20 protein-coding genes and 1 pseudogene are annotated in these 23,007 nt (G+C 35.4%); 19 read left to right on the top strand and 2 right to left on the bottom strand.

Annotated elements, in window-relative coordinates:
* The first annotated feature begins 167 nt into the window (after nt 1-167).
* The 3 genes from ptsH (at nt 168) to crr (ending at nt 2,850) form a co-directional block, all read left to right on the top strand.
* Complete coding sequence (gene ptsH, locus HDEF_RS01680) at nt 168-425, top strand: phosphocarrier protein Hpr (protein WP_012738047.1); 258 nt, start codon at nt 168-170, stop codon at nt 423-425.
* A gap of 51 nt (nt 426-476) precedes the next feature.
* Nucleotides 477-2,201 carry a phosphoenolpyruvate-protein phosphotransferase PtsI gene (ptsI, locus tag HDEF_RS01675; protein WP_012738046.1) on the top strand — a complete coding sequence of 575 codons (1,725 nt, stop codon included), beginning with the start codon at nt 477-479 and terminating at the stop codon, nt 2,199-2,201.
* Nucleotides 2,202-2,337: 136 nt separating this feature from the next.
* Nucleotides 2,338-2,850 carry a PTS glucose transporter subunit IIA gene (gene crr, locus HDEF_RS01670; protein ID WP_012738045.1) on the top strand — a complete coding sequence of 171 codons (513 nt, stop codon included), beginning with the start codon at nt 2,338-2,340 and terminating at the stop codon, nt 2,848-2,850.
* A gap of 116 nt (nt 2,851-2,966) precedes the next feature.
* Here crr and tolC read toward each other — a convergent pair whose 3' ends face one another.
* On the bottom strand, nt 2,967-4,346 hold the full coding sequence (gene tolC, locus HDEF_RS01665) for an outer membrane channel protein TolC (protein WP_012738044.1): 1,380 nt from the start codon (nt 4,344-4,346) through the stop codon (nt 2,967-2,969).
* A gap of 486 nt (nt 4,347-4,832) precedes the next feature.
* Between tolC and HDEF_RS01660 the strand changes: the two genes are divergently transcribed.
* The 16 genes and pseudogenes from HDEF_RS01660 to tyrP all read left to right on the top strand — a co-directional run bounded on the left by HDEF_RS01660 (nt 4,833) and on the right by tyrP (nt 20,771).
* Complete coding sequence (locus tag HDEF_RS01660) at nt 4,833-5,072, top strand: Flp family type IVb pilin (protein WP_044612241.1); 240 nt, start codon at nt 4,833-4,835, stop codon at nt 5,070-5,072.
* Between the two features lie 383 nt (nt 5,073-5,455).
* Nucleotides 5,456-5,680, top strand: coding sequence for a prepilin peptidase (locus tag HDEF_RS13960; protein ID WP_487249504.1), 225 nt, complete (start codon nt 5,456-5,458; stop codon nt 5,678-5,680).
* Nucleotides 5,681-5,732: 52 nt separating this feature from the next.
* On the top strand, nt 5,733-6,560 hold the full coding sequence (locus tag HDEF_RS01650; RefSeq protein ID WP_012738041.1) for a hypothetical protein: 828 nt from the start codon (nt 5,733-5,735) through the stop codon (nt 6,558-6,560).
* Between the two features lie 113 nt (nt 6,561-6,673).
* The gene (locus tag HDEF_RS01645) at nt 6,674-7,945 is read left to right on the top strand and encodes a type II and III secretion system protein family protein (RefSeq protein ID WP_086935028.1); all 1,272 of its coding nucleotides are present in this window, start codon (nt 6,674-6,676) and stop codon (nt 7,943-7,945) included.
* Nucleotides 7,942-8,394 (top strand): hypothetical protein, encoded by a 453-nt coding sequence (locus HDEF_RS01640; RefSeq protein ID WP_012738039.1) that lies wholly within the window; start codon nt 7,942-7,944, stop codon nt 8,392-8,394. Before HDEF_RS01645 ends, HDEF_RS01640 begins: the two co-directional genes overlap by 4 nt.
* 70 nt (nt 8,395-8,464) lie before the next feature.
* Nucleotides 8,465-9,532, top strand: a complete 1,068-nt coding sequence (locus tag HDEF_RS01635; protein ID WP_425475044.1) for a CpaE/TadZ family protein — start codon at nt 8,465-8,467, stop codon at nt 9,530-9,532.
* A gap of 11 nt (nt 9,533-9,543) precedes the next feature.
* Nucleotides 9,544-10,837 (top strand): annotated as a pseudogene (locus HDEF_RS01630) (TadA family conjugal transfer-associated ATPase).
* Between the two features lie 268 nt (nt 10,838-11,105).
* Nucleotides 11,106-11,720, top strand: coding sequence for a type II secretion system F family protein (locus HDEF_RS01625; protein WP_148206994.1), 615 nt, complete (start codon nt 11,106-11,108; stop codon nt 11,718-11,720).
* Between the two features lies 1 nt (nt 11,721).
* Nucleotides 11,722-12,549: a type II secretion system F family protein gene (locus tag HDEF_RS12925; protein WP_012738036.1), complete on the top strand. Its 828-nt coding sequence runs from the start codon at nt 11,722-11,724 to the stop codon at nt 12,547-12,549.
* Entirely contained in the window at nt 12,546-13,310 is a 765-nt protein-coding gene (locus HDEF_RS01615; RefSeq protein ID WP_012738035.1) for a tetratricopeptide repeat protein, read from the top strand. The genes HDEF_RS12925 and HDEF_RS01615 overlap by 4 nt, the downstream gene beginning before the upstream one ends.
* Nucleotides 13,307-13,771 carry a TadE/TadG family type IV pilus assembly protein gene (locus tag HDEF_RS01610; protein ID WP_012738034.1) on the top strand — a complete coding sequence of 155 codons (465 nt, stop codon included), beginning with the start codon at nt 13,307-13,309 and terminating at the stop codon, nt 13,769-13,771. The genes HDEF_RS01615 and HDEF_RS01610 overlap by 4 nt, the downstream gene beginning before the upstream one ends.
* The gene (gene tadF, locus HDEF_RS01605; RefSeq protein ID WP_044612240.1) at nt 13,758-14,393 is read left to right on the top strand and encodes a tight adherence pilus pseudopilin TadF; all 636 of its coding nucleotides are present in this window, start codon (nt 13,758-13,760) and stop codon (nt 14,391-14,393) included. The genes HDEF_RS01610 and tadF overlap by 14 nt, the downstream gene beginning before the upstream one ends.
* A gap of 147 nt (nt 14,394-14,540) precedes the next feature.
* On the top strand, nt 14,541-15,779 hold the full coding sequence (locus HDEF_RS01600; RefSeq protein WP_238526174.1) for a tight adherance operon protein G: 1,239 nt from the start codon (nt 14,541-14,543) through the stop codon (nt 15,777-15,779).
* A gap of 308 nt (nt 15,780-16,087) precedes the next feature.
* On the top strand, nt 16,088-18,376 hold the full coding sequence (nrdA, locus tag HDEF_RS01595) for a class 1a ribonucleoside-diphosphate reductase subunit alpha (RefSeq protein WP_012738031.1): 2,289 nt from the start codon (nt 16,088-16,090) through the stop codon (nt 18,374-18,376).
* A gap of 35 nt (nt 18,377-18,411) precedes the next feature.
* The gene (nrdB, locus tag HDEF_RS01590; RefSeq protein WP_012738030.1) at nt 18,412-19,542 is read left to right on the top strand and encodes a class Ia ribonucleoside-diphosphate reductase subunit beta; all 1,131 of its coding nucleotides are present in this window, start codon (nt 18,412-18,414) and stop codon (nt 19,540-19,542) included.
* 98 nt (nt 19,543-19,640) lie between these two features.
* Nucleotides 19,641-20,771, top strand: coding sequence for a tyrosine transporter TyrP (gene tyrP, locus HDEF_RS01585; protein ID WP_234809425.1), 1,131 nt, complete (start codon nt 19,641-19,643; stop codon nt 20,769-20,771).
* A 167-nt stretch (nt 20,772-20,938) separates the two neighbouring features.
* On the opposite strand, the gene HDEF_RS01580 is transcribed toward tyrP, so the two are convergent.
* Nucleotides 20,939-22,765, bottom strand: a complete 1,827-nt coding sequence (locus HDEF_RS01580; RefSeq protein ID WP_234809424.1) for an ArnT family glycosyltransferase — start codon at nt 22,763-22,765, stop codon at nt 20,939-20,941.
* Nucleotides 22,766-23,007 lie beyond the last annotated feature (242 nt).

Raw genomic sequence — 23,007 nt, 5'->3', positions numbered from 1 at the left:
CATGACCTCTGGGTCTGATTGATATCCATCCTAAAAAGAGGGATGGCAGCTTGTCAGCCAGGATATTAAGCAGGAGAAAATCCAGACATAATAATCGAAAACTGACAAGAGCCGAGAACTGATAACAAGTGTAATTTCATTATAATTTTGCAACTTAGGTAAACAGAATGTTTGAACAAGAAGTTACTATTGAAGCTCCGAATGGTTTACACACACGTCCAGCTGCCCAATTTGTTAAAGAAGCAAAACAATTTAAATGTGATATTAAAGTCATTTCAGACGGAAAAAGTGCCAGTGCCAAAAGCCTGTTTAAATTGCAAACTTTAGGTTTGGCTGAAGGTACTAGTATTGTTATATCAGCTGAGGGTGAAGACGAAAAAAAGGCGGTTGAATATTTAGTCAAATTACTGGCAGAACTTAAGTAAAGCCTCGACTGTTTTAACGTTAAAATTTTTTATAAAAAATAAGGAAATCTAATGATTTCAGGTATTTTAGTGTCCGAGGGGATAGCTTTTGCTAAAGCCTATTTGCTAGTAGAAAATGAAATCACCATCAATTCGAATCATATTTCTCCAGCGCTGATCGATTTTGAAATCGATCGTTTCATAAGCGCTCGTACGAAATCTTCTGAACAACTTGCAGCCATAAGAGCGAAAGCAAAGATGACATTAGGCGAAGAAAAAGCCGTCATTTTTGACGGCCACATCCTGCTATTAGAAGATGAAGAATTTGAAAAAGATGTCATCCATCGCATTAAAAATAAAAATGTGTCTGCTGATTCTGCTGTTCATTTTTTGATTGAAGCTCAAGCTAAAGAGTTGGAAGAACTGGATGATGAATATCTGAAAGAGCGGGCTGTTGATATACGTGATATTGGCAAACGTCTTCTTAAAAATATGCTTGGCTTGCCTGTCACTGATCTGGGTAGCATGACGGAAGAGGTCATTTTAGTGGCTGTAGATTTAACCCCTTCTGAAACCGCACAACTTGATCTTGAAAAAGTGTTGGGGTTTATCACTGATTTGGGTGGCCGTACTTCTCATACTTCTATTATGGCTCGTTCACTTGAATTACCCGCTATTGTTGGCACTAAAGATGCCACAAAACAAATCAAAAATGGGGATAATTTAATTCTTGATGGTATTAATAACAGAGTTTATGTCAATCCCACTCAAGATATTATCAATAAGTTAATGGAGCTTAAACATCAATACATGACTGAAAAAGAAGAACTCGTTCAGTTAAAAAATTTACCCGCCGTGACTCACGATGGGCATCAAGTTGAAATTTTTGCCAATATTGGTACTGAAAATGATATCCCTGGTGCTAAAAATAATGGCGCAGAAGGCATTGGGCTGTATCGTACGGAATTCCTTTTTATGAATCGGAATGATTTTCCGACAGAACAGGAGCAATTTGAAAACTATAAAGCTGTCGCTGAAACCATGTCTCCAAAGCCTGTGATCATTCGGACCATGGATATCGGAGGTGATAAAGATTTACCCTATATGAACCTTCCAAAAGAGCAGAATCCTTTTCTTGGGTGGCGGGCGATTCGGATTAGCCTAGATCGTAAAGATATATTACATACCCAATTACGAGCTATTTTACGGGCTTCTGCTTTTGGGAAACTCAAAATCATTTTTCCGATGATTATTTCTGTTGAAGAAATACGCATACTCAAATCAGAAATAGAATTATTGAAAGAACAATTACGCGGCAAAAAAATTAATTTTGATGAAAAAATTCAAATAGGCATTATGGTAGAAACACCCTCTGCAGCTATTAATGCTCATCACCTTGCAAAAGAAGTGGATTTCTTTAGTATCGGCACAAATGATTTGACGCAATATACTTTAGCAGTTGATCGTGGAAATGAACTCATTGCCCATATTTATAATCCCATGTCTCCTTCTGTACTCAACTTAATAAAAAGGGTCATTGATGCTTCTCATTCAGAAGGCAAATGGACGGGCATGTGTGGTGAATTTGCAGGTGATAAAAGTGCGGCCTGTTTGCTACTCGGCATGGGGCTGGATGAATTTAGTATGAGTGCGATTGCAATCCCCAAAATAAAGGGGATTATTCGTAAAACAAAATTTTCAGAAGCAAAAAAACTCGCCGAAGAAGTACTGAGTCAATCAACCACCGAAGATATTATGCATGTGCTTAGCCGTTTCTCTAAAACGGAATCGAAATAATACTGTAGACCGTTATTACACAAAGAAACCTGGAAACAATAAAAATACTTATTGTTCTAAAAACACACGCTTATTCATTTGTAGGATGCATCGCCTTAAAATACCGAACTAAAGATTAATATCTAGGAGAAAAATCATGGGGTTGATCGATAAATTAAAATCATGGCTTTCATCAGATGATAAACAATTAAATAGAATCATTGATATTTATTCTCCTATATCTGGGGAAATTATTCCAATTGAACAGGTCCCGGATGTTGTTTTTGCTGAAAAAATTGTAGGTGACGGTATTGCTATCAAACCTACAGGCAGCAAAATAAGAGCGCCGATTGACGGCACCATTGGAAAAATTTTTGAAACCAATCATGCTTTTTCTATGCAATCCGATAATGGTATTGAGCTTTTTGTTCATTTTGGTATTGATACTGTTGAGCTAAAAGGCGAAGGGTTTAAACGTATTGGAAAAGAAGGCCAGTATGTTCAAAAAGGAGAGGTGATTCTTGAATTTGATCTGCCGCTACTTTTAAATAAAGCGAAATCCTGTCTCACGCCTGTTGTAATTTCTAATATGGACGAAATGAAAGAGATGATAAAACTCACAGGTCAAGTCAAAGCAGGTGAAACGCCTATTCTTCGTATTAGAAAATAAGATGTTTTTTTATTTTCACATCAGAAAAAAACATCTTATAGACCCCGATTTTAGGCCCCGTCTCCAACTGACAAGAATTTCTCGTCTGCGGTTTTGTAGGCGCGCTATTCCCAGGCCTAAAATTTTCTTTTCTTCGTTAATGTTGAAACTTCAGGAGCCAATGTAGTCGCAGAGGTAGAAACAGATTTTTCTAACAGGTTATTAATTGAGGCTAAATCTGACTCGTTTAAAGTACCCAAACTATATTTTATGTTTAATGTATTAATCAAATAATCATAACGTGCATTAGAAAGCTTTTGCTTAGCGTCATAAAGCTCATAGGTCGATTTTAATACATCAAGAATAGTACGCGTCCCGACATTATAACCGGCTTCCATCGAATTTAATGAACTTTTTGCAGAAACAACAGCTTGTTGATAAGCATTAATACCACTGATGGCAGCCGAAATATTATTAAACGAAGAGCGAAGGTTTTTAAACACTTCTCGCTTTTTACTGACCAATTTTTCACTGAGTCTGACAAAATTATGTTGAGCTTGCTCAACTTTAGAATGGGTAAACCCTCCTTGATACAGTGGAATATCTAAATTAATACTCACGCTATTTTCCCCGTTATAACTCTTTTCACTCGAAGGCCCTTTCCTTTTATAGATGTTGCTGAATTCACTGGAAGCATTTAAATTCAGGGTTGGCATATGACCCGCTTGTGCCAATTTAATTTGATGACGCGCGAAATCTTGAGATAGACGGGCAACCAGTAATTCCAGGTTTTTTTGTTCTGCTTCTTTAACGAGCTGGTTAACGGGCTCGGGGCGAGAAACCTTAAGGCGATCTACATTAACAGTGCTCAAGGAAGCATAATCACCCCCACTGATTTCACGCAATGCTTCCAAAGCATTATCAAGCTCATTACGAGCTTTCACCTCATCAGCTAAAATCATGTCATAATCAGCACGGGCGTTTTGCACATCTGTGATTGCGACCAATCCAACGTTCAATCGTTGTGTTGTTTCATCTAATTTCCGATAAATCGCTGTTTTTCTTGACTCGGTAAAGGACAAGATATCAATAGTTCTCAATACGTTAAAATAAGCCGTTGCGGTGCTCAGCAATAATTTTTGCTCTTTGACCTGAAAATCAACCTCTTGGATACCCGCTGATTTTTGATTAGACGTCATTTCTCGCCATTTCGACATATTAAAAAGAGTTTGTCTTAATTGTAATGAAGCGGTCGCTTTGTTAGATTTCAAATTTGTGTTACTTCTCAAGCCTTCCTGATAACCATAAAGACCACTTAAACCTATCTGAGGCAACAGGGAACTACGTGATTCATTGATTTTTTCATATGCTATATCTCGTTCTGCTGCTGCACTACGTAAATCAGGATTACTGCTTTTTGCTTGCTGATAAACCTGTAGCAAATTTTCAGCTTCACTGAGTGAACTAAAGCACAGCAAATTTAATCCAATTAAAAAAAAATGACGCTTTTTTTTCATTATTTTGAATCCTTGTAACACATATATTAAGAATAATGCATGTCGTGAACGATTTGATTAAATACTCAACTGAAATAGATGCTGTGATAATAACATAATTCTTTAAATTCGATTCTAAAAAAATCTATTTTTACTGATATGGCAATCTAAAAAACCCAATCTTGAGATAAACTTTCTTTTTTTAGTCTGATACAAAGATAAAAGCAGAGACTATGCCAATATTAATTTTATTAACAGTGCTATCAAAATTCATTTCTATTGCCTGATGAATGATGTAGGATTTTTTAAAATTATTCTTGTTTATTTTTGTTGTTTTTTAAAATCAACATTACAAAAGATCAATAAATTTTTTTTGAGATTCATTCATTTTTTTAAATAAATTGAGTGTATTAAAAATAAATTTTATTTATAAAAAAGTATAATTTGTGAATATAACAACATAATATATAAACTCTTATTATCTTATATATAAAAGAGGGAAAAATCATGAGAAACATTTTTATTAAACCCTACGTTTTTTGTCAAACTTATTTCAGGCAATTTATAAAAGATACGCGTGGAGCAACGCTTGTTGAGTATGTCATACTTATTGGTGTTGTAGTCGGATTAGGAGCAGTTCTTAAGACACCGTTGGAAAAATTGATTAAAGATGGTGTGGAGAATATCCCAGCTATTACTACTTCTACTTCTAGTGCTGGTGCAGGTGCAGGTGGTGGTAGTAATTAGAGTAATCCATCATTCAGACATCTTAAAAAAATTTTTCAATGTGGGTTATCTTCTTAAAAATTTTAAGTGTATTATCACTCTATAAAATAGAATTGAGATTGTATTTAAAGTGAGAGTTTTGAGATTTTATATTTCAGTTTTGTAGATTTTAAGAAGGTATCTTATTTAATAAGAATATTTTTATATGGAAATATTACCGTTTTTTTTAATCAGTCTTTTTTTTTGAACTATCGATTGTTTGTTACACCGATATCAAATATCGCCTCATCAGTAATAAATTAGTCTTCATGATTGCGGTGACAAGCATTTTATATGGGTACTTTTTTAATGAAAATATCAATTTTTTTAAGTGCCTTTTATTTTTTTATTGATTAGGTTTTTTTATTTTTGTTCTTGGCCTGATGGGCGGTGGGGATATTAAATTAATAACCGCCTTAATATTGGGTTTAAATCATTTACAAATTTTAAATTTTATATTTTACACTTCAATCTGTGGTTTATTGGTTCTGCTTTTAGGAATGTTGATTTCTTTTTCTGACATAAAAAAAAGAGGGATCCCTTATGGGGTTGCCATTGCCTTAGGATTTTTATTAAGTATTACTTATTAAGTATTTTTAATTTTTTTAAATCATTTATTTAAAAAAAGGGAATAAAACCAAAATGAATTATAGAGTAGTGTTACTATTTTCTATATTAATTATTGTGATTGGTGTTTTTGGATTACTCACAAATAATAAAGACGATAAAAAAGATTTGATCACTAATGCCACCAATGTGATCAGCGAAAAGAAAGTGTATGTTTTATTGGCTAAAGCAAAAGAAAATCTGGCGATTGGGGCTTTATTAAACAATAAAGATTATATTTTGAGTCATCAAGAACTTCCTGAATCTAGCCCTTTAGTTAAAAATAACTTATCTCCTTTGTCTTCGATTGAAGGATTTTTGTTAAAAAATAATTTAGAAAAAAATGCTTATATTACAAGAACAATGATAGCGGAACCGGAAAGCCCGGATTTTATAAAATTTAATTTAGAATCAGGAAAAATGATCTATACTTTTAAGATAGGTAAAAAAAATCAGTATTTACTTAATTTATTTCATCCTGGAGATCATGTTTCTTTGCAACTCAGAACTGCAGAAAGTTCAAATTCAAACCAGATAAATAACCCTGACCATATTTCTATTAAATCAAATAATAGCTCTACTAACAATAATCAAGATTATGTCCTTACAAAGATTATTCCTGATATACAAATTGTGAGTATAAAAAAATATTCTGATGAAGAATCATCAAAAATAAATAAAAATAACAAAAATTATACGCTAGGTTATATTGATGTCAGTATTAAAGTTTCTGATTTAGAAACTATTTTCATGACGGAACAATCAGGGGATTTGATCCTGGTCCCTATGAAAGGTTCTAGTCAAGAAAATAAACTCTCTACAATTATGCCTAAATTAAAAGTCATCAAAGAATTAAGAGGGTAACTCAATTGAAAAGAATATTTTTTTATCAAAGATGTATAAAATTAATATTTTTTATTTTCGGATTTTTCACATTGCCCGGATCTGCGAACGCAGCAAACACAGGCGATCTTTTTATGTCTGAAGGAGAATCCCTTGTGATTAAAAAAAAACAAAACATCGATACTGTTTTTGTTTCTAACCCCGCTGTCGCAGATTATAAAATAGTGGACCATAATACAGTCATTATTTATGCGAAAGCAGAAGGAAAATCAGAGTTCACTTTTTTCGAGCCCAATCAAAATATTTCATATCATGCGACTGTGATGGTGGATAATATCATCAAAGTCGTCTCTGATAAAATTCGGATGCTATACCCTGAGAGTCAGGTTCAGATAGAAAAAATAGGGAAAAGTTATCTTTTAACAGGCATGGCACCCACAGAAGAAGTCAGAGACAATATTGTCAGAATGGTTGGGGAATCGATACAAAGTCCTAAATCCAATGATAAAGATACAGTTTCTGTTCGCTTAGACATTAGTGATAAGGGCGATGCCAGTGAAACTACAGAAAATGTCAACTCTTCTTTGACCAATAAGGTTTATGAACGCCTGATCAACCAAATTCAACTCCCTGTCTCTAATCAGGTGAACGTTAAACTCAGTATTGTCGAAGTCTCAAAAGAATTTAAAGACAATATTGGATTTGAATGGGCTAACCTGGGCACCTTTTCTTTTCATAAATTTAATTTTACCGCGGATAGAATCACTCACTTGGTCAATGCCCTTCAAGATGACAGCATTGCTCGGGTTCTTGCTGAACCTAATTTATCTGTTCTGTCTGGTGAAAGTGCTTCTTTTTTAGTTGGGGGAGAGATCCCTTACGTCAAGGACAGAGACGCATCGAATAGAGCCAGCATTGACTTTAAGGAGTTCGGCATTAAGTTAAGCGTGACAGCCAAAGTCAATGAAAACAAGCGTGTTAAAGTGATGTTAAGTGAAGAGATCAGTAGCGTTATTGGTAATACAAAAGCTGAAGAGTTTACTATGCCTTCCTTAAAAAAACGCAGAGCAAACACCACTGTTGAATTGGCTGATGGAGAAAGTTTTGTATTAGGTGGGTTAATGAATCAAGAGGAACAAGAGGCGCTTCAAAAGGTGCCCTTCATAGGTGATATCCCCATATTAGGCAGCTTCTTTCGTCATACCAAAACTAATAACAGAAGTATTGAATTAATTGTGGTGGCCACAGTGAATTTAGTGAAACCCATTCCTTCTAAAGAAATCACGCTCCCGGATTTTATGAAAACATCCTCTATTGCGCGTTTTTTAAATCTTTCTGTCATAAAAAACATATCTCAGAAAAAAGAAGCCGAGGCGTTTCTTGGCAAAGGAGGATTTATTCAATGAAATATATTTTCATCGGTATCAGCTTAATCTTTTTAACACTTTCACTGAAAGCAGGGCCCGTTCAACCTCCTAAGGGATCTTATTTTTATTTGCCTGAAAAAGAAATAAAAAGTTATGAAGTTCATCATTTAAATAAAAAAATGATTTTTGATGACATTATTAAAATTTATAAAAACACCCCTTCTCTTAATATAAAATTGCTGCTACCCATAAAATCTTCTCTTAAAAGTGGAATAATTTTAAAAAAAGAATTAATGACCATGAATATTCCTGCTGGGGTGATTTTGGTAGAAAGAGCAAATCCTTATTCTTTTGAAAAAAAGAATCAGCATATAATGATCTATCTTAAAGAACGAAATGAAGAAACCACCAATTGTGATGAAAAGCATTTAGGATGTGCTGTGAATGCAAATCGTCATAATTCTATTATTCATTTAAAGTCAGAATAAATTTATGTCGCTATTTTTAAGTAAAAATTCAATTCATTCTCAAAATAATCAACGCCCAAGTGAAAATTTGGTGGCTATTCTTTCAAAGAACACTGAATTGAGCGGCAAAATTTCAGAGCAGGTTTATTTATCTGGTATTCAAAATATAAAAGAAATGTCTTTAGATTTTTCTGAGTTGACCCATGTAGATTTTCCTGATGCTCTCTCAGGCGTGATATTAGATATAGGCAGCCATAAAGACGTTGATTTTATTTTGAATTTTGTTCAAAGACAGATTCCTTCCGGGGCTTGGTGCGTTTTAATAGGAAGCAATGATTCTATCCGTGTTGCACAACAATTTACTGAACAGGGTTTGTTATATTTACATGCTGATTCACAGATAACAGAGTTGACACAACATCTTATAAAAGGGATTTCAATTAAAAAACTGAGAAATTCATTTTTAATCAGCGTATTAGGCTGTAGGGGGGGCGTTGGCTCGTCTTTGCTCAGCTATCAGTTAGCACAATCCATCAACGAATTAAAAAATTCTTTAATATTATTATCACAGGGGAAACAGGGATCTCAGGATATTGATTTAATCACTGAGAGTAAAATCGGAAATACTGTTTTTAATTATCAAAAAAATTTAGATATTTTATTTTTAGGTGAAAAATCTATCTCTAATATTGAAGAAAATTTACAAAAAAAATATCACTTTATTATATTTGATCAACCTATTTATCTTTTTAAAAGAGAAGATTTAGAAAAATATATCAATCATTCTCATGTTGTTGTGTTAGTGCTCGATCATTCTATGACATCTGTCAGGGTGGCTAAAAACTTTATTAATATTTTTGAACGTTTTAAAAAAAACAATCAAAAATCAACTAGAATAATCACCTGTGTTAATGAAAATCGTCCAAAAACAAAAGATATGTTTGCCATACCAGATATTGAATCTTTACTGGAAAGATCGATTGATATCAAAATTCCTTATATTAAAAATGCGAAAAATTTTGTTCATTCTCCTTATTATTATGAAAAACACAAAAAAAATCTTTTGAAGTTATCGCAATCAATTCTGGGTTTAAAAGATATTCCTTTTTATTTACAAAAAGGCTGGCTAACGCCATTTTTAAAAATGATAAAAAAATAAAATGAGAAAATATGCTGATTAGTTTAGAAATTCAAGAAAAAATACGACTAGAGATGTTATCTAACCTTGATATTGAAAAGGTAGATCATTTGATCACAGATAGAAAAAAATTAATCTCTGCTTTAGTCGATATTTTTGACGAATATTTTAATAATAATCAATATCATTTAAATACTCAGGCTCAGTATTTTATGATTGATATGATAGTAGATGAAATCATGGGTTTTGGTCCGTTAACGCAATTAATGGAAGATGATTCTGTCAGTGATATTCTGGTGAATGGTCCAGAAAACATTTTTATTGAAAGAAAAGGCATACTTGAAAAAGCAAACTGTCGCTTTATTAACAATCAACAATCAACAATTAACGGACATTGCTAAACGTTTAATGCAAAAGGTCAATCGACGGATAGATGAATCACGGCCTTTAGGTGATGCTCGATTATTAGATGGTAGCCGATTAAATGTGGTGATTAATCCTATCACGCTCGACGGTACTGCGCTTTCGATTAGAAAATTTGCTAAAAATAATCGGCGCTTAAAAGATTTATTGGATATGAATGCATTGAGCAGTGAGATGGCTAATTTTTTAATTATTGCCAGCCGTTGCCGGGCCAATATTATTATTTCTGGGGGAACCGGCTCTGGTAAAACCACCTTGCTGAATGCCTTATCAAAATATATCTCTGATAATGAAAGAATTATTACGCTTGAAGATGCGGCTGAACTGAATTTAGAGCAATCCCATGTTGTCAGAATGGAAACCCGCCTCGCGGGTCTTGAAAATACAGGTCAAGTGAACATGCGTGATCTGGTGATTAACGCGCTCCGTATGCGACCCGATAGAATTATTATCGGTGAGTGTCGAGGAGAAGAGACCTTTGAAATGCTTCAGGCCATGAATACAGGTCATGACGGCTCTATGTCTACCATACATGCGAACACGCCTCGAGATGCGATCACGCGTTTAGAAAGCATGATTATGATGGGATCCACGAAAATACCGATTAATGTGATTCGTCGTAATATCACCTCGGCAGTGAATTTGATTGTTCAGGCTTCTCGCATGAATGATGGCTCTCGAAAAATCACCCATATAACAGAAATTATGGGAATGGAAGGAGACAATGTGCTTTTACAGGACATTTTTTCTTTTGTTCCTGCAGAAGAAAGAAATCACGCAGGCAAACTCAGTGGTGAATTTGTTAATCATGGATTATTTATTCGTTCTTCTGTTAGAAAGCGAGCCACTATTTTTAATATGAGTCAAGAATTAAATCAAATATTTGACGGAGCAAATAAATAATGTTTTATATGATTTTAGTCATTGGTTTATTTCTATTTTTTTTAATGTTATTAACTGGATAAAAATTAAAAAGAAGATTAATCAAAAACAAACCAGGAAATCAAGCTTATTTTTTGAAAAAAAATTTTTTAAAAAATTAACCTTAAATTGGTTTATTGATATTCAAGAAATTTTTCATGAAAAAAAGAAAGGTTATATTTTATTGCCTCTTTTCTGCTTTATTTTTGCTTTTTTTATCAATCATTTTTTGTTCAAATTAAGTTATTTGTTGTGTTTTGTTTTTGCGATTATTTTTATTGCCTTCATTATTTTTATTCAAATTTTATATTACAAAAAGCAAAAAAAAATATATTTTACAGAAACATTTCCAGAACTTTTATTAATATTTAATATGGGTTCTGTCAGCGGAATAAGTGTTAATGAAATACTTAAAAAAGCAGGCCAGGAAATTAAAGGCGGTTTAGGTAAAGAATGTGATTTAATTTTTCGTCGTTTATCTATTGGCGAAAACATTAACACCGTTTTCTATGATGCCTATCAGCGTTTTTCTTACCCTGAATTTTATATGTTCATTAATATTTTGATGCTTAATATAAATCAAGGTGGCCAATTAAGAGAATTAATGCATAGATTAAACCAGGTTGTTACAAATTATAATAAAATGGAAAAAAGAAAAATGGCGATGACAGGGGAGATCAGAATGTCTATATGGGTGGTCACATTGATACCTGTTATATTTTTTGCGTTCAGTTATTTTATGAATCCTTTATCTTTTCAAAAAATTTTTTCTTATGAAATAGGGAAAATAATTATTTATTATTGCCTGGCAAGTAATACTTTAGGCATTTTTATCATGAGATATATGTTCAGGAAAGCAATATAATATGATGTTCTTTATTTTTATTATTTTGTGTTTTTTAGGAATAACTTTATTGTTTTATTCTTTTGATAGAAAAAAAAGAATATCGGTTTATAAAAAAGTCAATGACAAGAAGGTTGAAACTGAAAAAAACAAACCTGCATTAAAAACAAAAATGACTTATTCTGTGATAAAAATCCCAGATTTTTTATTAGAAAAAAACAAGATCATATTTTGTATTGCTAGTCTATTTGCTTTAATTTTTGCAGCAGCTTTATTTTTTTGGAAAATTGAATACTCAAAAAATATATTAATTACGCTATTTTTGACGAGCAGTATTTTTTCTATTGGTTTTTATCAATTATTAATTAAAAGTATTATTTTTCGTAAAACTCGCTTGATGTTATCTTCTTTTCCTTTTTTTATTGATATGACAGCAGCTTGTATTCAAGCCGGAATGACGATAGAAAATGCATTAACTTATAGTGCTGAAAATTTTTATAAAATTAATGAGGATATCGCTTCATTAATCATTCAGGTGGTTCGTAAAGCAGAAGTCCACGGTCTTCAAAATGCGATGAAAACATTGTATCAGGATGTTTCTTTTTTAGAAATAAAAATGTTTTGTAATGCAGTACAAAATAGTGTTGATTTCGGTTCTTCTGTATATGAGCATTTAATGAAATTTTCAACCGATATTAGAGAAATCCAATTAATGGAATCTGAAGAAAAAATAAGTAAGTTATCCGTAAAATTAACCTTGATTTTATTTTTGTTTATCCTTATTCCTTTTATACTATTAATTATATCCACAACTGCTTTAGAGTTATTTTTAGGAGATCCATTTTTATGAGCCAAAAAATGAATAGAATTATTTTATCTACAATTTTAATATTACTTACCGGCTGTGCAGTTTCTCCTAAAAAAGATTATCAACCAGATGCAATAAAACAAGAAAGTGTTCTTATTAAATCAAAAAATTATCCTGGGTTAATTGCTTTATATCGCAATCTTTTACAAAAAAAAGAAGACAGCACAGTCAGATTAAAATTATCAGAGTTTTATTATTTATCTGGAGATAACGATTCTTCTTTATACTACCTGGAACCTCTTATTTCAAAATCTCATGATTTGAAAAAAGATGAAAAAATTCATTTATTACATGTAAAAAATTTAATCAAAAAAGATAGAAATGAAGAAGCTCAGATTATTATCGAAAATATATTGAAAAATAATATAAAAAGTGCGGAATGGTTTAATTTATATGGTATTTCATTAGCCAATACAGGGAGCTTTTTAAAAGCAGAAAACGCTTTTAAACAATCTCGAGATCTTTTTATTTCAGATTCCACTGTATTAAACAATTTTGCCGTGCTTGCTATTTTAAAGAACGATTATAAAAAAGCCATTTCTTTTCTTTTACCGGAATATCTAAACGGTAATAAAGATCCAAAATTAATACATAATTTGATTTTTTGCTTAGTTCAAATAAAAGATAATTCTTATGCAAAAAAGATAATTGAAATGGAAAAAATATCTGATTATCCAGATAAGCTGATTAAAGCACTAAGCCAAATCTCCCAACCAAACCTTTCAATTAAGGGTAAAAAATGAAAAAAACGTCTTTGTATCAATTTTTTCGTGCCCGTGAAGGAGTGGTTATGACAGAATTTTTATTGTGTCTGCCCATGTTGATTTTGCTTTTGTTTCTCTTGTTTGAATTAGCCCGTTTATTCATCACGAGCATCTCTCTTGATCTGGCGATTTTAAAATCGATTCAAAGAGCTAAAAATACTCCAAACGTCAATTACCAAGCAACACTTGCAACTGAATTAGCAAAACAAACGAATCAACTGAGTCCTTTTTTTGACGCGAGGGGGGCTAATTTAAGTCTGAAATTTTATTCAAATCTCGACGATTTTATCAGTAATCATCATTACTCCTATGCCAACAGTAAGCCATTGGGTCAATACAGAGTGGAATATAGATATCAGCCTTTTTTATTGCCAGGTTTTCTAATGAATTTTACTTTAATTCGTGAGGTGCTTTTTGTTCAAGAACATGAACGTTTTTAATTTTTTTCATGATAAACGAGGAAGCATCACAGTTGAATTGTGTCTGGTGACTTTATTTTTTGTGCTTTTATTTTTTATATTAAGCACCACGGCTCAATACATCAATACAAAAGGAAGATTCGATTCTATTGCTTACTCGCTTTCAAGCGTGTTAAGAGAAAGAACCGTATTATATGCTGGTCAGCCTCTTTTAACAGAGGCACAGGCGGATCAATTAGTACGTGTCGCAAGCGAATTATTTCGAGATAATCATATGGATTTTAACAAGCCTGGAGCTGCGCTGGTGTTAGAATCTCTTTATTTTGAAGATGATCCGCAGTCCCCAGGGACGAACCAAACTCAGATACAAAACGCACAAACATTCGTGAGGCCGCTGAGTAGTGCTCAGGGTACGCCATCTTGCTCGCCTGCAGAATCGTTGAGGGCGATCGTCGAAAGGATCGAAAGAACAGAAAAGAGGTCATTCTCCGTTAAAAAAAAGGGGAGAGGCATCAATCATGAATGGATCCCGTTTTATCGAGTGACCATTTGTATGCCCCCACCGGATTTTAATTTAAGCGTGTTCCCCAGCCATTTTTTACCAGAGATTAAATCCTCCTCGCCCATGATGCTGGCCCGCTGATTCTTTTTTAAATTTTAAGGAAAAACAATAACGATGTTGAGTATCATAAAAAAACTGAGATTATTTTATTTATTGAATAAGGGAGCTCAACCTGTAAAATATTTTTTCAAAAATCAAAAAGGCGCTATTTTTGTTTTTTTTCTCATTATGTTTTCTGTTTTTCTTATTTTAATTTATGCCACTTTTGAATACTGTCGTTTAATTAATGAAAAAATTAAAACAGAGCAAGTTTTAGAACAAACGAGTTTAATATTAACGGCGGAAGATAATGGCGATACCTCTGGAACGCCAGGAGATCGAAATCGTTTTTTAGCCCTCAGTCATATTGAGTCTTTTATTCCTTCAACAACAGCAACTAATGAAAGTATTGAGATTATTTCTCCCAATCAAAATGATTTAAAAAGAAAATATACCATTACATTAAGAAATGCTTATTCATCTATTTTTAATTTATTTTCAACAATGAGTGTTTCAGGTAAAGCGGCAGCTCAAAAAGCGTATCAGGAAGAGCCTATGGATGTTGTTTTTGTTTTTAGTTTTTATCGTCATACGATAGAAAATCCACTTCGAATGAGTTGGGAGACAAGACAAGAAATTAATGAGTTAAAAGAAGTGTTGATAGAAAAAATAAATACTATTTTAGAGATGAATCCCTTAAATAAAGTGGGTTTTGTGCCTTTTTCGTGGGGAGTGAAAGAAGGACGGTATTGTTTGCAACCTTTTGTTTTTCTTTTCAAACCTAATTATGACAACATGAATTTTGGTCCTGCTCAATTTAAAGCACCTCGACAAACAGAAGTTATTAGCAAAAGTATTGATTTTGTAAAAACAGTAAACAATATACCATTTGCCATGACGGATTCTAATGTCATTAGTCTTGCAAGCCTGGATAATCGTTTATGTGGCCTCTCTTTATACAGGGATCCTATTCCTCTGACTCGTGAAAAAAATGAAATTTTCATGATTATTAAGGATGAACTCATTCCCGGTTACAACTTAATAAGTTCAGGAATATTGTCTGGCGTTAAATTATTATCGAGGGGAACTAATAGTAAAAAATTATTAATTATCATATCTGATACAGAGGAAGCGCCCCCCATGGCGATTAATGATGACAATAAAAGAATGTTACGAATACGATTTAACAATAATACCTTAAACATATCTGAGAGCTTAATCAAAGCAGGCATGTGCGAGAAAATAAAAAATAGTGGCATTAAAATGTATTTCATCAGTACCGGCGGGTCAATTGAAAGCCACAATTATTGGAAAACACAGTGTATAGGAGAAAAAAATATGCATAATTTAAATAATGTGGACGACGAGCTTAAGCAAATTCTTCAAGCCAGTGGAGATGATCCTGTAGGGACTAATGTTGTCCATTAATTTAATGTCATTTTTTTGATGCAACACGCCCTTTTTCATCTCGAAGAGAGACATTTTTTATCAAAACTGTCTTTTTTTATTGACGCTAATCTCCTGTTTGTCATTGCGATCTCCTGTTATCCACACAATTATCCACTGGGTTATTCACAAATTCCTCAATTTTCTCACTTGCCAGATCGGCGATTTATCATTATCTTGTTATAAAAAAAATTTGTAGGCACTATATATTGTGTTTTGACTCAATTTTCCTTTTTTAATTTGAACTATTTTTATAAAACGTTTTTGACTTCTTTAAAGGTAAAAAGCAAATGAACCACAGCTTACTTGTGACTAAGCGTGATGGACGAAAAGAATCGATTGATCTGGATAAAATTCACCGGGTGATTAATTGGGCAGCAGAGGGGCTCAATCATGTTTCGGTTTCTCAGGTTGAATTACGTTCTCAAATTCAGTTTTATGACGGCATTAAAACTGAAGATATTCATGAAACCATGATTAAAGCGGCCGCTGATTTAATTTCTTGTGAAGCGCCCGATTATCAATATCTCGCTGCCCGCCTTGCTATTTTTCACCTCAGAAAAAAAGCCTATGGCCGTTTTGAGCCGCCCCCTTTATTTGAGCATGTTTCAAAAATGGTCAAAATGGGAAAATATGATCCCCATCTTTTGGAAGACTATAGTGAAGATGAATTTGCACAGATGGATGAATGTATTGATCACTGGCGAGATATGACGTTCTCTTACGCTGCAGTCAAGCAATTGGAAGGGAAATATCTGGTACAAAATCGCGTGAATCACCAAATTTATGAAAGTGCACAATTTTTATATATTTTGGTCGCTGCTTGTCTGTTTTCTCGTTATCCGGCTTCAACACGTTTGGATTACATCAAACGCTTTTATCATGCGATCTCCACCTTTAAAATTTCTTTACCTACGCCGATTATGGCGGGTGTCAGAACCCCCACTCGTCAATTTAGCTCGTGCGTTTTAATTGAATGTGGCGACAGTCTGGATTCGATTAATGCGACTGCCAGCGCGATTGTCAAATATGTGTCACAGCGTGCAGGGATCGGTGTGAATGCGGGCGCTATCCGTGCTCAGGGCAGCCCTATTCGCTCCGGTGAAGCCTTTCATACCGGTTGCATTCCTTTTTATAAACATTTTCAAACCGCGGTCAAATCCTGCTCTCAAGGAGGGGTACGGGGTGGCGCTGCCACTGTTTTTTATCCTTTATGGCATCTTGAAGTCGAAAGTTTGCTTGTGCTGAAAAATAACCGAGGCGTTGAAGGCAATCGAGTGCGTCATATGGATTATGGCGTGCAACTCAATAAATTGATGTATCAGAGGTTGTTAAAAGGAGAAGAGATCACGCTGTTTAGCCCTTCAGATGTGCCAGGCTTATATGCGGCTTTTTTCTCAGATCAAAGTGAATTTCAGCGGCTCTATGTGCAATATGAAGCCGACCCTGACATTCGTCATAAGAAGATCAAGGCGGTCGAGCTTTTTTCTCTGCTGATGCAAGAGAGGGCATCAACAGGCCGTATTTATGTCCAAAATGTGGATCACTGTAACACGCATAGCCCTTTTGATCCCAAAGTCGCGCCCGTTCGGCAATCTAATCTGTGCCTGGAGATTGCGTTACCGACCGCCCCGCTCAACAATATCAATGACGAAAAAGGGGAAATTGCCCTTTGCACGCTCTCGGCGTTTAATCTGGGTGCCATCAACAGCCTGGACGAACTCCAGGAATTAGCCACTCTTTCTGCGCGCGCCTTAGATGCCTTATTAGATTATCAGCATTACCCGATTCCGGCGGCACAGAGAAGCGCGGTTTCGCGCCGCACTCTGGGTATTGGTGTGATTAATTTTGCGTATTATTTAGCCAGGAATGGGGTTCGTTATTCTGATGGCAGTGCCAATAATTTGACCCATCGTACTTTTGAAGCCATTCAATACTATCTTCTTCGGGCTTCTAATGATTTGGCACGTGAACAAGGGGCTTGCCCCTGGTTTGATCAAACCCGTTACGCTAAAGGCATTTTGCCTATCGATACCTATAAAAAAGATCTTGATGATATCCACCAGGAGCCCCTGCATTATGATTGGGCATCTTTGCGTCAAGATATTCTTAAGTTTGGTTTACGTCATTCTACGCTGTCCTCTCTAATGCCTTCTGAGACCTCATCACAAATTTCTAATGCCACCAATGGCATTGAACCGCCGAGAGGTTATGTCAGCATTAAAGCCTCAAAAGACGGTATCTTGCGCCAGGTTGTTCCAGAATATGAATCTTTAAAGGAAGCGTACGAGCTGTTATGGAATATTCCTGATAATGATGGGTATCTTCAGCTGGTGGGGTTAATGCAAAAATTTGTGGACCAATCGATTTCTGCCAATACGAATTATGATCCACGGCGTTTTTCTAACGGTAAAGTACCGATGAAACAATTATTAACCGATCTTTTAAACGCTTATAAATGGGGGATCAAAACGCTGTATTATCACAATACACGTGATGGTGCAGATGATGTGCAGGCTGATGTCAAAGAAAATCTATCGATGGATGATGAGTGTTCCAGCGGTGGTTGTAAAATTTAACAGATCGGTTTTAAAACCTACAATGGAGTTATGGAATGGGCTATACCACTTTTTCTCAGAAAAAAAATAATCAATTACTTGAACCTATGTTTTTGGGTCAAACGGTGAACGTTGCTCGATATGATCAGCAAAAGTATCCCATTTTTGAGGAATTAATTGAAAAGCAATTGTCTTTTTTTTGGCGTCCAGAAGAGATTGATGTTTCCCGTGATCGTATTGACTATCAGTCTTTACCTGAACATGAAAAACATATTTTTATCAGTAATCTCAAATATCAAACTTTATTGGATTCCATCCAAGGCCGCAGCCCTAATGTCGCTTTACTCCCTCTCATCTCCATTCCAGAACTCGAAACCTGGATAGAAACCTGGGCATTCTCAGAAACCATTCACTCTCGTTCTTACACTCATATCATCCGAAATATTGTTAATGATCCCAGCTGTATTTTTGATGACATCGTGACCAACAACGAGATTTTAAAACGGGCAAAGGATATTTCTGCTTATTATGATGATTTGATCAAAATGACCAGCTATTACCATCTATTGGATGAGGGTACCCATCAAGTGAATGGCAAAACCACAGTGGTCAATTTATATGCGTTAAAAAAGCAGCTTTATTTATGTTTGATGAGTGTCAATGCACTTGAAGCCATTCGTTTTTACGTGAGCTTTGCTTGTTCTTTTGCTTTCGCTGAACGTAAATTGATGGAGGGCAATGCCAAAATTATTAAGCTGATTGCCAGAGATGAAGCGCTACATCTGATGGGTACTCAGCATATGCTGGATTTAATGCGATCAGGGAAAGATGATCCTGAAATGGCTGACATCGCTCAAGAATGCCAGCAGGAATGTAGTGATTTATTTTTGTTGGCGGCTCAGCAAGAAAAAGAATGGGCAGCGTATTTGTTTCGGGACGGCTCGATGATCGGTTTAAACCAGGATATTCTTTGCCAATATATAGAATATATGACCAACATCCGCATGCAAGCCGTGAAACTCGACGCACCGTTTAGCATTCGAACTAATCCTATTCCCTGGATTAACAGTTGGTTAGTCTCTGATAATGTACAGGTTGCCCCTCAAGAAGTTGAAGTCAGCTCCTATTTGGTGGGGCAAATTGATGCTGAGATAGATTCAAACGATCTGAAAGATTTTAAACTTTAAGAAAAATAAATATTAAAAAATTGGTTGAGGAAGTGAAAGTGAAAAATCGTACCCTAGGCAGTATTTTAATTGTTGCAGGAACGACTATCGGGGCGGGCATGCTGGCCATGCCCCTGGCCACCGCAGGCGTAGGTTTTGGAGCCACCTTGCTGATATTAATTTTAATATGGTTACTAATGTCTTACACCGCTTTACTGTTTCTGGAAGTCTACCAGCATCATCCCATCCAGACAGGATTAGCAGCACTTGCAAAATGTTATCTTGGGAAGATCGGCTATGGGATCACTGGGTTTAACATGCTCTTTTTAATGTATGCCTTAACCTCGGCCTATATTAGCGGCGCTGGGGAATTAATCGCTTCTACCATCAGCGCATGGACAGGCCAATCTTTTTCTAGCGTGGGCGGCGTTTTGATTTTCACCCTGATGGGTGGGGCAGTGGTTTGTGTAGGGACACATTCTGTCGATTTTTTTAACCGAATTTTATTCAGCGCAAAAATTATCTTTTTAATACTTATGCTGGCAGTGATGGCCCCCCATATTCGCATCCCCCATCTTTTAACGTTACCTTTACAGCAGGGTTTGGTCCTTTCAGCCATCCCGATTATTTTCACTTCATTTGGTTTTCACGGGAGCATCCCCAGCATTGTGCATTATATGGGGGGGCATGTTCGTAAACTGCGATGTGTTTTTATTGTGGGAAGTGCCATCCCGTTAATCGCCTACATTTTTTGGCAACTCGTGACCTTAGGCAGCATTTCTTCTGAAACTTTTATCGGTATTTTAGCTCAAAAAACGGGTTTAAACGCGCTGTTAGAAGCTGCACGTACTGTTTTGAATTTTTCTCATGTTGAAGTGACGTTACATTTATTTTCCGATTTCGCCTTGGTGACGTCTTTTCTCGGTGTTGCATTAGGGCTATTTGATTATTTGGCCGATCTTTTTAAAAGAAGCGATACCGCCAAAGGGCGTTTTCAAACAGGCGTGATGACTTTTTTGCCCCCACTGATATTCGCCCTTTTTTATCCGAATGGTTTTATCATGGCATTAGGTTTTGCCGCTATTGCATTGGCTGTGTTGGCCCTCATATTACCCGCGCTGATGGTATGGAAAGTACGAAAAATACATCAAGGAAATTATCAGGTATGGGGCGGTAAACCCGGGCTGCTCCTAGTGTTGGGTTGTGGTTTTGCCGTGATGGGTTTTCAGATAGATTCTGTCGTATTATGAATGACAAAATGGGATTGTTTTTATCCTGGCCTTTTTCGAAAGGCCTTTTGCCCCTAGGGTAAACCAGTTGTAAACCTCGATAAAAGCGGTGCTAACACGACCACCTTGACGCAAATCAACCAGAGGAAAAGTGAGGATGGGCCATTACATCCATTACATTAGGGTTTTCACAGGCCTTTATAGTACAAAGTAAAGCCTTTTTCATCAGTAAGGCGACCTCCACTCCAAATAGGTGTCCAGATGGGTGAAATATTTTTTTGAGGAAATTTAATTTCATCTAGCACCAGAAGAAATGCGCAACGCGGTAACAGGGCCGATGTTAAAAAATCGGCAGAGGGTTGCAGGTTCTCCTTTACCTTTCCTAATAAACGGGTGTGCTTGCCATCTCGATCTGCTTTAGTACACCATCCCGGTGGCCGCGTTGCGGCTTCAGGTGAGTCCAATTCACAGCTTTCGCTGCGGTTTTCAAAAAGGTCTAATGTAGAATTTTCAGTGATATTTGAGTACTTTTTTTCAAAAAATGTCATTGAAATACCCGCTTTGCTTGTTACATAGTGAAGCATCCCGATTTCTGATTCACCTAATCCCTCTGTTATCAGGCATCCGTTACGATTAGCCATGACGGAGTTCATAGATAAAAAAGTCTGTTCGTAGCTTCGAGATGCATCAATCCAGGGTATCAAGAGTAAAGCCGTCGTAGACCACAGTATGGCAAGGCCACAACCCCAGGAACGAATAATATTTTTATCGTTTTGTCGAACGACACGGCACCAGCAGATGATCAAAAAGCATACTAACGCCACCAGCATGCCATTTGTATGCAACACGAAAGGAAGAGGCAAAACATCGCTTACATTATGCCATATTAGACCTAGTAACGTGGCTTCACCGTTATAACCAAGATTGATCCAAGTCATCAATATGATTAATAACATCATAAAAAAGAAAATATTTAATCCTTTTTGCCATTTTAAATTTATTGATTCCATTAAATGTAAAAAAGGCAGTGCGACTAAAATCATGGCAGGCAAGATTGGGAGCAAATAAAGATCACGCATAGAGGCTGAGACGAACAAAGTGCATAAACCGGTGATCAAAAAAACAATAGCGACATAATAGCCTCGTGTTTTTATTGCCGGATATATCGAATTTTTTTCTTGAGTTGTTTTAAGTTTACAAGACCAAGAACGTAATAAGCGAAATAATAAAAGCGCTAACCCTGCCAATAAAAAAAGAGAGGTCGGGGCTCCGTTAAACAATATGGAGACGAATTTGTCAACATAAGTCACATCATTGCCACCTAACCTTGCTGATCCTGAAAAACGCCCGATGTTATTGAGCCAAAACCATTCATTAAATAAATTTGGGTGAGTTCGATAAATCAACCAAGGCCAAATGAGCAGGAAAGGAGAGGCGGTTAAGGTAGCAAAAAAGGAAAATTTCAACGAAAGCCTGTGCCGAAAATCAGAAAAAACAACCAGAAAAATGCAAACACTTAAACCAAGAATACAAAGAATAAATAATCCTTTTGATAAAAAAGCGATGCCAATACCCGAGCCAAATAAACTGCCATAGTAGCTTGGACGTTTTTCTGAAGTAGGCGATGCAACAAGAATCAGTGCACTCAAAGCCATCATTGCCCCAGCCAATTGACCAAGATCTGCTGTGAATTTATGAATGTGTTCAACAAAACCTAATGTGCCGACTAATAAACACAGAGCATTCATTTGCCAGTTCGCCAAAATGGGCATTGTGGTCAAATTTGGCCCACATTTTTTGCAACTAATTTCTTCATGCAAACAACGAGATGCCAATAAAAAAGCCCATACTGTAATGCAAATACAGAGTACTACCGCGAATCGCGATGATTCATGAGCAGGTAAAAATGGCAGAATTTTTATGAAAAAGGCACCTATCCAAGCCATGAATGGAGGTTTTTCCATAAACGGAAAATCACCCACATGAGGCACAAGCCATGCGTTGTGAATAACCATATTCCAAGAGATATCAAAAAAATAAGGTTCATCTGCTTTCCAGGGAAAGCGTCCAAAAATACCTAAAAGGACATAGAAAAAAAACAGAATATACATGCATCTATGAACAGAAAATGCCTTATTTATTTTTGCGGATACAGAAAAAAAAGCGCTTTAAATAAACGAGGCCGCATGAAAGATCCTTTTTAATGAATTAATTGATTTTGAGTAAAGTGTATGATTAAAAGGAGATTTAAAAGAAT

Origin of the sequence: Candidatus Hamiltonella defensa 5AT (Acyrthosiphon pisum) (genome assembly GCF_000021705.1) — a bacterium.
In the GTDB taxonomy this organism is placed as follows: Bacteria; Pseudomonadota; Gammaproteobacteria; order Enterobacterales; family Enterobacteriaceae; genus Hamiltonella; species Hamiltonella defendens.
Note: the sequence above shows the minus strand (reverse complement) of the source record. Positions and strands in the feature narration are given on the sequence as shown.